The following is a 13,725-nucleotide window of genomic DNA, read 5'->3' on the forward strand; positions in this document are numbered from 1 at the left end:
ATAAATATAGGTCAATGTACCTTCTTGTAACGCAATTTATATGAACTGTAACTTTGCTGGAATAGTGTATTAATTAATATTGCTTATTACTTTATTTTTCATGTATTTATCATTTAAAATTCAATGTTTAAAGTTTAATTTTTCACTAACTTTGCACGTATTTTTCACCTTTTAATAAAAGTAAAAAAATAGATAAAATGTGATTCAATACTCATTTTTAACATTTTAAAGGCTCAGGTTTAAGCATTTACTGGTCTGTCTAAAGCAGCTTACCAAAAAAGAATAAGAATAAATTATGTAAAATTTATTTATTTTATGTAGTTTTAATAATATTTTAATACCCTAATTATTTTTTTAATGATATTTATAAATCAATTGAATAATTAATAGACAGTAAATATGTGTAGATCAAATTCTTATTATCCTGAAAATCAATATTATTCTCATAATTTGTTACAGCTTATTCTCCCTTGTTTAGCTACTGATAAACAGTATTGTTTATTTCTGGATATTGATGGAACCCTATCAGAGTTTCACCCAGATCCAGCTCAAAGCTTTATTCCACAAACGACTTTAAAAACTTTACAACAATTAAGTGATTCGAATGTTTCAGTGATTTTTCTTACCGGGCGTTCAGTCGAGATCGCCTCAAAATTATTATTCCCCTTAGATCTGCCGATTGCGGGCACGCATGGGCTAGAAATAAAAATGGATGAGCATACTCAATTCAACATTTCTAGCGATGAAATTAATTTTTCTTTACTTCAACAAGACATTCAAAAACGCTGTGAACCCTATCCTCAAGTGTTAATTGAAAACAAGAGTTATTCGGTTGCCCTACATTATCGTCAATGTCCCGAGCTTGCTGAGATTGCAAAAACAATTGCTGAAGAAGTACTGGACAGTTATCCAGGCTTTAAGATCAATGAGGGTAAATATGTATTTGAATTAGTGCCCAAGCAGGCTGATAAGGGACAGGCTATTCAAACCATATTGGACTATTTAAATTTCAATCATGTTTTACCTCTTTTTATTGGAGATGACATTACCGACGAATCCGGTTTCAAGACTATAAATCAGTATCAGGGAATTAGTATAAAAGTCGGTTCAGAGCCTACTCATGCCCATTATCGACTTAAAAATGTTGCTGATGTCGCTGACTTTCTTAATTTATTTTCACAATTCTTAAAAACAGGTTTTTTAAGGCAGTCTCAAGTATCAGATGGAGAAAAAGCATGTCTAGATTAATCATATTATCAAATCGTGTCAGTTTACCTAATCCTGATAAAGTGACGGCTGGCGGTCTTGCTGTTGCGTTACAAGATGCACTTGCTGATATTGGCGGAGTTTGGCTGGGGTGGAATGGTGAAAAAATTGAAAATCATCAGACTCCACATTTTAACCAGACCGAATATAAAGGCGTGGAATACGTGACTTGCCCTTTAACCGAAGAGCAGTACCAGAACTATTATTGTGGCTTTGCAAATAATACTTTATGGCCGGCAATGCATGACCGTGCAGATTTAATTGAATACCAAGCCCAACAATATACAACCTATCAAGATGTTAACCTTCTATTTGCCAAACAGCTCAAACAGATGGCCGAGCCTGATGATTTGATCTGGGTACATGATTACCATTTTTTTAGTGTGGCGCGTCATTGTCGTGAAATGGGCATGAAAAACAGAATTGGCTTTTTCTTGCATATCCCCTTCGCTGGCTTAAACATCTGGAACTCCATTCCTACAGCCCGTTTACTAATTGAAGACTTGTGTCAGTATGATGTGGTGGGTTTACAAACCAAACATGACCAAAAGCAGTGTATGGACGTATGTAGTCATTACTTGGCTAGTCATCCACTGCACAGTCATATATTGACCCTCAACCATCATCCGGTCACAGTTCAATGTTACCCAATTGGAGTTAACCCTGAGCTGATTCAAAAAATCGCGCAACAAAACAGTAAAAATAGCTCGACTGTATTTGAATTTGATGAATTAAGTGATCAGCAAACCATTATCAGTGTTGATCGCATTGATTATTCCAAAGGATTAATTGAACGATTTGATGCCTTGGAAGCATTTCTACAAAGTAATCCTGAATATCATAAGCACCTTACCGATTTACAAATAGCCTGTCCGTGCCGTATGGAAATCAAAGCTTATCAAGAGTTATATGAGGATATGCAATCCAAAGTCGATTTGATTAATCAGGAATTTTCTCAGGATAACTGGTTACCTATTAATTGTACCCATGACGCGATTTCACATGATGAATTAATGAAAATTTATCGGCAGGCTAATATTTGCTGGGTCAATTCATTACGTGATGGTATGAATCTGGTTGCGAAGGAATTTATTGCTGCACAAAATCCTGAAGATCCGGGTGTTTTAATACTTTCTAAATATACCGGTGCCGCTGAACAGATGTCCGAAGCTTTAATTGTCGATCCGGAAAACTGCGACAGTATGATTAAAGGGCTAAAAACAGCCTTAACCATGTCTAAATCGGAACGTATAGAGCGTTACGAATATCTAATGAATGGATTAAAACGTTTTGATATCAATGACTGGCGTAATGCGTTTTTAGATGATTTGAGAGGGGTTAAAAAGATAGATATTATTCCATCAATTGCTAAAAAAATTCATCCAAAAATTGTGAATTATTAAGCCTTTAAATGGTATCATTTATATTTTTTAGCTATAAAAAAACGAGTATATCTACTCAACAAGATATACTCGTTTTGTTTTAGCAAAGTCGCTTAGGAAGCTTTGACCTGAGTAAAATGGTTTAACAAAGCAATCATTGAAAGTAAAGCGGCAATAAATGCAAACACTACCGTCAAGCCCATCACTTCACTGCTAATGCCGACTAAAGCAGGTCCCAATAAAGAGCCTGTATAAGCCATAGTAGAAACACATGACAATGCGGCTGCTTTAGACATGACATTTTGGCGGCCTACGCGTGAAAACATCACGGGAACAATATTAGAACAGCCTAATCCAAGTAAAGCATAACCCAATAAAGCCACGATCCAGTGTGGAGCCATTACCACAGTAAACAATCCAAGTGCTGCACAAATTGCACTGTAAATAATGATATTCTTTTCACTCAAGGCCTTGATTAAATAATGCCCTGCAAAACGCCCCGAAGTCATGGCAATAGCAAAGCAGGTATAAGCTAGCCCAGCTAAAGCAGGTTTTACTCCATATTCATTGATCAGATAAATCCCGCTCCAGTCCATTGCTGAACCTTCTGAAAGAAATGCAATAAAACAAATCAATCCCATCAAGATAATCAACGGACTCGGTAATTTTCTGGTCTTGCTTTCGACTTCAGCAGAATCAGTTTTTTGTTCTTTTTCAATGACGGATAAACTGTTAGGCACAGCAATAACACTCAAGATGACCAATAAGCTGCAAATTGCCAAAGCGCTCATCAAAGGGCTTACACCTACTGCAAGTAAGGCAGTAACAGTCATCACTCCAGTCAAGCCACCTAAACTGCACATTCCATGAAACTGCGACATCATACTTTTAGCACTGTTTTTTTCTACAATCACAGCTTGTAAATTGATGGCCACACCCAAACTACCGGCAGCCGTACCAAACAGGAATAGTGCGATAGACATGGTGACAATACTGCTACTTAAGGCAAAAGTAGGTAAAACCATAAGCAACAATAAAACTGCTATAGAAATAATGACACGACAACCCACTTTTTGGATCAACAAACCTGTAGCAGGCATCGCCAGCATCGAGCCAGCACCGATAGACAGCAATAAAGTACCAAAATCGGCATGATTCAGATGAAGCCGCTGCTGTGCATAAGGAATAAGCGGTGCCCATGCTGCAGTACTTAAACCTAAACTAAAGAAGCTAAGTAATGTGGACAGACGCTGTGCAGCGTGCTGAGTTGTATGATCCAGATGTGCTGTTTTAGTTAAAAACATATGTGTGCCACCACAAAAAAATAAGTTTTTTGGCTGTCCCTTTCAGGAGTATTTCCATAGAAAAACCCCTGCACACTTATAGTTATTTCCTATAAATATGCAAGGGCTTCAATTTGGCGAAATTATACACAAAAAAATTATTAATCAATCATATTTTTTAAGTAATTTTAAACTATTTTGTAACTGAAACAGCCTACTCCTAAAGTGCTTAAATCAGGGTTTTTAATTCACTTTAAAAATCAGCAACTAGCCTTTAGACTTATAGTTTTAACCAGAATGAATTTGCTCCCCAATCTTAAAATTATTGAGGATAAAAACTCTGTTATTAGCTTAAATTTAGAAATGTAAAATGGAAGAGTAAATGATCAGTATTTAAAGCATGGCTTCATAATGCTCATACATTTATAAAATGAAATTAAGTTAAATCTTCGAAATATAAGAAAATATATGTGAAATTTATATTTTATTTATCCTAGTACAACATTTGTGTTGTGTAAATTTTGTCCTTAACTTAATTGTTGTGTAGCCTTCCATAGAATCAATTATATTGAAAATAACAACAGTACGATTGAGGATAAAGCTTATAAAAGCCGAAAACATTATCTTTTCTACCCAGTGTATGCTCTATTACGGAAACTAATGGTCACGATTATCTACTAAGGTACATTACTGTGTTTATGATCAACTACAAATGAATAATTCTCTTAGCTTACAATAATTCAGTTTTAAGTTATTTAACCTTCATTTAGAGAAAAGAAATAAGTGCTAGCCCATACTCAGATTTAGAGATTTAAACTGAATACGGGCTACAAAATATGCGGAAATTATACAAGCTAAGCGTGGTGCTTATAAATCAAGTTTTTGGTGCTGCGCATCGGGCTCATTGGTTTTGCCGCTCAAGCTGCCTTTTAGAACCTTAAACAGCTGGGTCACTTTATTGTCGGTAACATTCCAGTATTCTGCACTAATTGCTTCGGCCACCAGTACACGTACGCTAGGATCGTTTTTTCCTTCAAACCAGTTTTCTGCCCATGGATTCCAGAGCTTCTCAATCAGCGCTGCATCGGTACTGATCTGTGCATGGGCGCTCATAGAAACGTAAACACTATCTGCAGGTTCGGCAAATGATAATCCGATATGATTACGTCCGGAATTGATGGCTTTGACCAAATCATTAGTATCTTTCAGGATGAAATAGAGATTTTTATTTTCATTCATATGTTCTGTATTCAGCATGGTCATAGGCTGAGAATGAATTTCCTGACTATCGGTGGTATGACTAATCATGGTGAAACGCACACCTTTGATCAGTTTCCATAATTTTTCACGGTTTTGATTGTCTGTCATGATTATTCTCCAAAAGTTCAGCATTCATACGAAAAATAAATAATTAAATTTTGTTTACTGTTCTGTTTTTAGATTAATTGTATTTTGCAGTTTGAATATGCCATCTCACGTAACTTATACATTTCAATAATCAAAGATGAGATTAACCATCATAAAAAATAACGAAAACCAATTCAGTTACATTTCATTTTAAAAAGAAAGTAAATCATAAGGTTTTTTTGAATATGGGATGATAAAAATCTGTATTGAATAAGCAGCTATATAGCTGGCAGATCAATCATAGATTCAATTTGAAGCAGTTAATGCGGGATCTCGAATTAAACCCCTTAAAAAGCTGAATCCCTCTTTATTTCTGGTGAGGGAATAAAGAGAGATTCAAATATTTAAGCTATTCAGTGTATCTCAGGCGATTTCTTCAAGTTGCAACTCCTGACGCATCAGTTCCTGTAATTTGAATTTTTGCGCCTTGCCTGAAGCAGTCATTGGAAATTCGGTAAAGAAGCGCACATATCGCGGTACTTTATTGTGAGAAATATGCTCTGCACAATACTTACGAATCGCTTCTTCATTGACCTGATGATGTTCGTGCAAAATAATACAGGCACAGAGTTCTTCACCATATTTGGCATCTGGCAGTCCAATCACCTGTACATCCGAAACATCCGGATGGGTATAGAGGAAATCTTCAATTTCTTTCGGGAACAGGTTTTCACCGCCACGAATAACCACATCTTTAATTCGGCCTTTGATTTTTACAAAGCCCTTTTCGTCCATTTCTGCAATATCACCGGTGTGCATCCACTTGGCAACGTCAATGACTTCCTGAGTTTTGTCGTTATCTTCCCAATAACCTAGCATAACCGAATAACCGCGCACACAGAGCTCACCCAGTTTCCCACGTGGCACAACTTTGCCATTTTCATCGACAATTTTGATTTCCAGATGTGGATGCACCCGGCCAACAGTTCCAACACGGCGTTCCACAGAATCTGAAGTCGAACTTTGCACACTGACCGGTGCAGTTTCAGTCATACCATAACAGATGGTAATTTCTGACATATGCATACGGTCAATCACACGCTGCATAATTTCACGCGGACACGGACTGCCTGCCATAATTCCGGTACGTAAGCTGCTCAGATCGAACTCATCGAATTGCTCATGTTCAAGCATGGCAATAAACATGGTCGGCACCCCATAGGCTGCGGTGCATTTTTCTTGTTGAATCGTTTTAAGCGTATCCAGCGGATTAAACACGGCAGATGGGTACACCATGGTAGAACCATGCGTAATACAGGCCAAATTACCCATGACCATGCCGAAACAATGAAACAGCGGTACCGAAATACAAACCCGATCCTGAGGAGTTAAATGAATCGCTTCACCGACAAAATAACCATTATTCAAAATATTATTATGCGTCAGCATGGTTCCTTTCGGATTACCCGTGGTGCCAGAGGTAAATTGAATATTAATGGTTTCATCAAACTGTAAATCAGCAGCAATTGCTTGCAATTGATTTAACTGTGTAGCAGTAGGTTCTGGCAATAAATCAGCAAAGCGGTGAATACCAGTATGCTGTTCAGGATCAATTTTAATCACGTGCTGTAAATGTGGCAGGCGTTTTGCAGAAAGTCGTTTATCTGCCGATTCGGCAAGCTCAGGGGCAATTTTGGTTAAAATTTCCTGATAATTACTGGTTTTAAATTGCGCTGCAATGACCAAGGCCTTACAGGATACTTTATTCAGCACATATTCAAGTTCACTGCTTTTATAGGCAGGATTCAAATTGACTAAAATCATGCCGGCTTTAAAGGCTGCAAACTGGGTGATGGTCCATTCCACACAATTGGGCGACCAAATCGCAATCCGGTCGCCCTTTTCCAAGCCTAATTCCAGCAGGCTACAAGCAAATGCATTGACCTGATCCTGTAGCTGCTTATAACTTAAGCGTACATTTTGGTGCACGCTGACCACCGCATCCTGTTCAGCATATTGCTGACATGCCTGATCAAACTTTTCACCAATGGTCATCCCAAGTAAAGGCTGACTGCTTGTTCCATAGGCATAACTTAACCGTACTTGTGTCATTGAACCACTCTCCTTGATTCTTTATCATTATGATTCTTTCACTTTAATTATTTTGACTCAGACGACTTTCCCAAACAGCCTTATTTTTTGTGTTTAACTGATCACTCACCCTCCTTTAAAACAACACCACTCACACAAAAATCGGCAATCTGTTTGACAAAATAGTCTTTATAAGCCTGATCAAACCTGACATTTTTAGAAGGATTCAAAGGTTCAATCACCACAAAAGTCATTGCGCCAACGACGCACAGCGCTGCGGTATTTAAATCTTCAAATCCAAACTCACCATTGATTTTACCTTCGGCAAGTATTTCATTAATGCTTTGTTTAATCAGTTGCTTGCTGCGAAAACGCTCATGTTCCAGCAAAGGATCGACAGGCTCGAACATCAGCGAATACGCAAGTTGGGGGCTATTCAATGCACGTCTAACGAAAGTCGTCACTGCCTTGTGTAATTTTTCAGATGCAGAAAGATCACTTGCAGCAATGTTATTCAAAATTTGAATTTCATACTGAATGGCTTCTGACAATACTTCAATTAATACCTGACTTTTGTTATCAAAATAACGGTAAACCAGACCACTGGATACGCCTGCACGTTCAGCAATCGCCTGAATTTGCGCATCTTTAAAGCCCCCTTGAGCAATCAGTTCACGCGCAGACTGCAAAATCGTTTGACGATTTTGCTCCATTCGTTCCTGCATCAATGATGATCTTTTATAACTCATAATCTTATTCTCAACCAGATAAAATGAATTGTAAATCATTTTGTGAATTTATATTCACTTTTTTAAAAAATAGTTGTATTGTAAAAATCAAGCACAACAAAAATGCTTTTGGAACAACAAATATAACCATCAGGATGAATGAAGAAATGAATCTACAAAGTTTAAATTTCGGTTTGGATGAAACGCTAATTGCCCTTAAAGATTCAATCGCAGCATTCTGTGCAAAGGAGATTGCACCGATTGCCCAGCAAGTTGACCAAGACAATAAATTCCCTGCTCACCTTTGGAAAAAGTTTGGTGATATGGGACTGCTTGGCCTGACTGTAAGCGAGGAATACGGTGGAACTAACCTCGGTTATTTGGCCCATATTATTGCCATGCAAGAAATTTCCCGTGCATCAGCATCGATTGGCTTGTCCTACGGCGCACATTCTAACTTATGCGTAAACCAAATTAAGCGAAATGGTAGCGAAGAACAAAAACAAAAGTATTTGCCTAAACTGGTTTCCGGTGATTTTGTTGGTGCCTTGGCGATGTCAGAGCCTAATGCGGGTTCGGATGTGGTGAGCATGAAATTAAAAGCTGAAGATAAAGGTGATTATTACCTGCTCAATGGCTCAAAAATGTGGATTACCAATGGTGGTGATGCTGACGTATTGGTGGTGTATGCCAAAACTGATCTACAAGCCGGTTCTAAAGGCATGACGGCTTTTTTAGTTGAAAAAGGCATGCCGGGTTTTAGTCATGGAACTCATCTGGATAAATTAGGCATGCGCGGTTCAAACACCTACCCGCTTTTCTTCGACAATGTAGAAGTGCCGAAAGAAAATGTGCTGGGTGGCGTGGGTAATGGTACCAAAGTTTTAATGAGCGGTTTGGACTATGAACGTGCAGTTTTAAGTGCCGGTCCACTGGGCATTATGGATGCCTGTATGGATACCGTGATTCCTTATATTCATGACCGTAAACAGTTTGGTCAGGCGCTGGGTGAATTCCAGTTGATGCAAGGCAAAATTGCCGATATGTATTCGACTTGGCTTGCATGTAAAGCGCTGGTTTATGCCGTAGGCGCTGAATGTGACAAGGCAGAACATAGCCGTAGCTTACGTAAAGATGCAGCAAGTGCCATTTTATATGCTGCTGAAAAAGCCACCTGGATGGCAGGTGAAACCATTCAGACTTTAGGTGGCAATGGTTATATCAATGAATTTGCAGCGGGCCGTTTATGGCGCGATGCCAAACTTTATGAAATTGGTGCAGGAACTTCTGAAATCCGTCGCATGCTGATTGGTCGCGAACTGTTTAATGAAACAGCTTAAATCACGATTCATAAGCATACTGAATAACAAGGAAGTTCGAGAATGAATATATTACAAAGCAAAATTAATATTCGAAGCGAAGATTTTAAAACCAACCAGGCTGCCATGCAGATTTTGGTCGATGATTTAAAACAAAAAGCACAGCAGATTGCTTTAGGCGGCGGTGAAAAAGCCCGTGAAAAACATTTGGCACGCGGCAAACTGTTACCGCGTGAACGGGTTGATCATCTGATTGATGCCGGAACTGCCTTTCTAGAAATTGGGCAATTGGCAGCTTATAACGTCTATCCGGATGATGTGCCTGCTGCGGGCGTGATTGCCGGAATTGGTCAGGTGAATGGCGTGACCTGCATGATTGTGGCCAATGATGCCACGGTGAAAGGTGGCACCTATTATCCGCTGACGGTGAAAAAACATTTACGTGCCCAAGAGATTGCTGAACAAAACCATTTACCATGTATTTATCTGGTCGATTCAGGTGGTGCTTATTTACCCATGCAGGATGAAGTATTCCCGGATCGTGATCACTTCGGCCGTATTTTCTATAATCAGGCGCGTATGTCGAGCCAAGGTATCGCGCAGATTGCGGTAGTCATGGGAAGTTGTACTGCAGGCGGTGCGTATGTGCCCGCCATGTCGGATGAAACTATTATCGTGCGTAATCAAGGCACCATTTTCCTCGGTGGTCCACCTTTGGTGAAAGCAGCGACCGGTGAAGTGGTCAGTTCTGAGGACCTGGGCGGTGGTGATGTGCATACCCGTCTTTCTGGGGTAGCCGATCATCTGGCTGAAAATGATGAACATGCGATTGCGATTGCCCGCAACATCGTGGCGAACCTGAATAAAAAACCCAATAAAACCGCAGATCAAATTGAAGCGCCATTATTTAATGCAGATGAGTTGTACGGCATCGTACCCAGTGATGCGCGTAAGCCTTTTGACGTACGTGAAGTGATTGCCCGTATTGTTGATGGTTCACGTTTTGATGAATTTAAAGCGCGTTTTGGTACGACATTAATCACAGGTTTCGCTGAACTTTTTGGTATGAAAGTCGGCATCATTGCCAATAACGGCATTCTATTTTCAGAATCTGCACAAAAAGGTGCGCATTTTATTGAACTGTGTACCCAGCGCAATATTCCCCTGCTCTTTATTCAGAATATTACTGGTTTTATGGTCGGTCGCCAGTATGAAAATGAAGGTATTGCCAAAAATGGAGCCAAACTGGTGATGGCGGTTGCTAATGCCAATGTGCCTAAACTGACTCTGGTGATTGGTGGTTCATTTGGTGCCGGTAACTATGGCATGTGTGGTCGTGCCTATTCTCCGCGTTTCCTGTGGACCTGGCCTAATTCGCGTATTTCGGTGATGGGCGGTGAACAGGCATCGAGCGTATTATCTACCTTAAAACGCGACCAAATTGAACAAAAAGGTGAAAGCTGGTCAGCAGAACAGGAAGATCAATTTAAACAACCGATTCGTGATCAATACGAGCGCCAAGGTCATCCTTATTATGCTTCAGCGCGTCTTTGGGATGACGGTGTGATTGATCCTGCACAAACACGTCAGGTCTTGGGCTTAAGTCTGGCAGCTGCTTTAAATGCACCAATTTTACCAACCAAATTTGGCGTGTTCCGCATGTAAGGGGTAGAAAGAATGAGCTATCAATTTTTACAACTCGAACAACAGAATCAGGTCGCGACAGTCTGGATTAACCGTGCTGAATTGCACAATGCCTTTAATACCCAGGTGATTGAAGAACTGCATGCCTGCTTTCAGTCTTTAAATGACCGTGATGATGTACGTGTCGTGGTTTTGGCGGGTCGAGGCAAAAGCTTCTCGGCCGGCGCCGACCTGAACTGGATGAAACAGGCCGGACAAGCTTCGCAAGCGGAAAATGAAGCCGATGCGCTGAAACTGGCAAAAATGTTGCAAAGTCTGGCGACTTTAAAACAGCCCACTATTGCCCGGGTACACGGCATTGCTTTTGGTGGTGGTATGGGACTGGCTTCAGCCTGTGATATCTGTATTGCCAGCACTGATGCCAAGTTCGCGACTTCTGAAGTTCGTTTAGGGCTAGCACCATCGACCATTAGCCCTTATGTGATTCGTGCCATCGGTGCGCGTCAGGCTTCGCGCTATTTCTTAACCGCAGAACGAATTAGCGCCGAACAAGCCAAGACGATTGGTTTAGTGCATGAAGTCACAGCTGTAGAAGAGCTAGATAGCAAGATTGATGAAATTGTTCAAGCTTTGCTCTTGGGTGGCCCTGAAGCACAGGCAGCATCCAAACAACTGATTCAACTGGTCGACCAACAGGTATTAACCGAAGAATTACTGCTGCAAACCGCGCAACATATTGCTCACGTACGCCAAGGATCAGAGGCGAAAAATGGCTTGAGTGCTTTTTTAGATAAGCAAAGTCCTTCCTGGATTATCTCTACAGCACAACAATAATAAGGATCATACAATGTTTGAAAAAATCTTAATTGCAAACCGTGGTGAAATCGCCTGCCGTGTGATTCGTAGTGCAAAAAAACTTGGAATCGCAACGGTGGCAGTCTATTCCGATGCCGATGCACAGTCGCAACACGTCAAACTTGCCGATGAAGCGATTTATATTGGCGAATCACCCGCGGCACAAAGCTATTTACAGATTGATCGCATTATTCAGGCGGCTGTAAAAACTGGCGCACAAGCCATTCATCCGGGTTATGGTTTCCTGTCTGAAAATGACCAGTTTGCCGAAGCCTGCCGAGCCAACAACATCACTTTTATTGGTCCACCGGTCGCCGCCATTTTGGCTATGGGTTTAAAAGCGACGTCTAAAGCATTGATGGAAAAGGCCGGTGTTCCACTGACACCGGGTTATCACGGCACCAATCAGGATGCTGATTTTCTAAAACAACAGGCCGATGCAATTGGCTATCCGGTGCTGATTAAAGCTAGCGCTGGAGGTGGCGGTAAAGGCATGCGTCTGGTTGAACGCAGTGAAGATTTCTTAAGTTCACTAGCTTCATGTAAAAGCGAAGCCAAATCCAGCTTTGGTAATGATGAAGTCTTGATTGAACGTTATGTGATTAATCCACGTCATATTGAAGTGCAAGTCTTTGGCGACTCACATGGCAATTACGTGCATTTATTTGAACGGGATTGTTCGGTACAGCGCCGTCATCAAAAAGTGCTTGAAGAAGCACCTGCCCCATTGGTTTCACAAGACAAACTTGATGCCATGCGCCAAGCTGCCATTGATGCAGCGCGTGCGGTCGATTATGTCGGTGCCGGTACGGTCGAGTTTATTGTGGAGCAAGACGGCACCGCGTATTTCATGGAAATGAATACCCGTCTGCAAGTTGAGCATCCGGTCACTGAAATGATCACTGGCGTTGATCTGGTGGAATGGCAATTGCGTGTTGCCTTTGGCGAGCCATTACCGAAACAGCAAGATCAGTTAAAAATTCATGGCCATGCCATTGAAGCTCGCGTCTATGCAGAAGAACCGGAAAAAGGCTTTATTCCTGCCATTGGTCAGATCAGTTATTTGCACTACCCTGAACAGAACCAGCATGTTCGGGTCGACAGCGGTATTGTTCAAGGCGATGAAATCAGCAGTTATTATGATCCGATGATTGCCAAACTGATTGTCTGGGGCGAAAACCGTGAAGCGGCTTTATTGCAAATGCACCATGCCTTAGGTCAGTTCCATGTCGATGGTTTGGGCAACAATATTGCCTTCCTGGATCGCATTATTCGCTGTGACTCTTTTGAAAATGCCAAACTGGATACCAACCTGATTCAGCGCGAAGATGAATTTTTGTTTAAAAATATTCAATCACTGCAACCTGAGTTGGTCGTGGCAACGGCATTGACCGAGTTATTGTTGCGTTTTAGCAAAAACAAGCCAGCGAGCAATCCGGTTTGGCAAAGTGAAACGCTATGGCGCGTCAATATCAGCCCAAGCTATGCCATTAAATTAAAGCTCGATGAAGCACTTTTTCAAGTCAATTTAAGCGCTGAAAAAGAAGGTTTTGTTGCTGAATATCAAGGTGAAAAATTTCATATTTCTGGACAGCTATTCAATAGCAATACTGCGCATTTCAAGATTAATGGCAAACAAGACAAAATTGCGTTTAGTCAAAATGCACACGGCCTCACTATTTTCAAAAATGGTCAAAGCCACAAGTTTGCTTATTTGAATCAGAAATTCAGTTCTGAGGATGCGCAAAGTACTGAAGGCAATTTAAAAGCACCGATGCCAGGCGTGATTACCCAAGTTCTGGTTGCGGCG

General features: G+C 40.6%; 10 protein-coding genes. 6 read left to right on the plus strand and 4 right to left on the minus strand.

Annotated features, from left to right (window positions below; genetic code table 11):
- Window positions 1-399: 399 nt before the first annotated feature.
- Both otsB and B2Y23_RS08485 read left to right on the plus strand, forming a co-directional pair.
- Entirely contained in the window at window positions 400-1,248 is an 849-nt protein-coding gene (gene otsB, locus B2Y23_RS08480) for a trehalose-phosphatase (RefSeq protein WP_291370215.1), read from the plus strand.
- A complete protein-coding gene (locus B2Y23_RS08485) occupies window positions 1,236-2,669 on the plus strand; it encodes an alpha,alpha-trehalose-phosphate synthase (UDP-forming) (protein ID WP_312159977.1) in 1,434 nt (477 codons plus the stop codon). Before otsB ends, B2Y23_RS08485 begins: the two co-directional genes overlap by 13 nt.
- Before the next feature lie 92 nt (window positions 2,670-2,761).
- Here the strand turns inward: B2Y23_RS08485 and B2Y23_RS08490 are convergent, their stop codons facing one another.
- From B2Y23_RS08490 to B2Y23_RS08505, 4 genes are all read right to left on the minus strand, one after another.
- Complete coding sequence (locus tag B2Y23_RS08490; RefSeq protein ID WP_291370216.1) at window positions 2,762-3,952, minus strand: MFS transporter; 1,191 nt, start codon at window positions 3,950-3,952, stop codon at window positions 2,762-2,764.
- An 846-nt stretch (window positions 3,953-4,798) separates the two neighbouring features.
- Entirely contained in the window at window positions 4,799-5,299 is a 501-nt protein-coding gene (locus B2Y23_RS08495) for a pyridoxamine 5'-phosphate oxidase family protein (protein WP_291357253.1), read from the minus strand.
- Window positions 5,300-5,701: 402 nt separating this feature from the next.
- Window positions 5,702-7,390, minus strand: a complete 1,689-nt coding sequence (locus B2Y23_RS08500; protein ID WP_291370217.1) for an AMP-binding protein — start codon at window positions 7,388-7,390, stop codon at window positions 5,702-5,704.
- Between the two features lie 101 nt (window positions 7,391-7,491).
- Window positions 7,492-8,118 (minus strand): TetR/AcrR family transcriptional regulator, encoded by a 627-nt coding sequence (locus B2Y23_RS08505; RefSeq protein ID WP_291357249.1) that lies wholly within the window; start codon window positions 8,116-8,118, stop codon window positions 7,492-7,494.
- Between the two features lie 146 nt (window positions 8,119-8,264).
- On the opposite strand from B2Y23_RS08505, the gene B2Y23_RS08510 reads away from it, so the two are divergent.
- From B2Y23_RS08510 to B2Y23_RS08525, 4 genes are all read left to right on the plus strand, one after another.
- Entirely contained in the window at window positions 8,265-9,437 is a 1,173-nt protein-coding gene (locus tag B2Y23_RS08510) for an isovaleryl-CoA dehydrogenase (protein ID WP_291370219.1), read from the plus strand.
- A 42-nt stretch (window positions 9,438-9,479) separates the two neighbouring features.
- Window positions 9,480-11,081: a carboxyl transferase domain-containing protein gene (locus B2Y23_RS08515; RefSeq protein WP_291370221.1), complete on the plus strand. Its 1,602-nt coding sequence runs from the start codon at window positions 9,480-9,482 to the stop codon at window positions 11,079-11,081.
- 12 nt (window positions 11,082-11,093) lie between these two features.
- Window positions 11,094-11,894, plus strand: a complete 801-nt coding sequence (locus tag B2Y23_RS08520; RefSeq protein WP_291370223.1) for an enoyl-CoA hydratase/isomerase family protein — start codon at window positions 11,094-11,096, stop codon at window positions 11,892-11,894.
- Window positions 11,895-11,907: 13 nt separating this feature from the next.
- Window positions 11,908-13,725: acetyl-CoA carboxylase biotin carboxylase subunit (locus B2Y23_RS08525; protein WP_291370225.1), on the plus strand; the 1,818-nt coding region annotated here is incomplete at its 3' end.

The sequence above is a fragment of the Acinetobacter sp. UBA5934 genome, from assembly GCF_002430855.1.
Lineage (GTDB): Bacteria > Pseudomonadota > Gammaproteobacteria > Pseudomonadales > Moraxellaceae > Acinetobacter.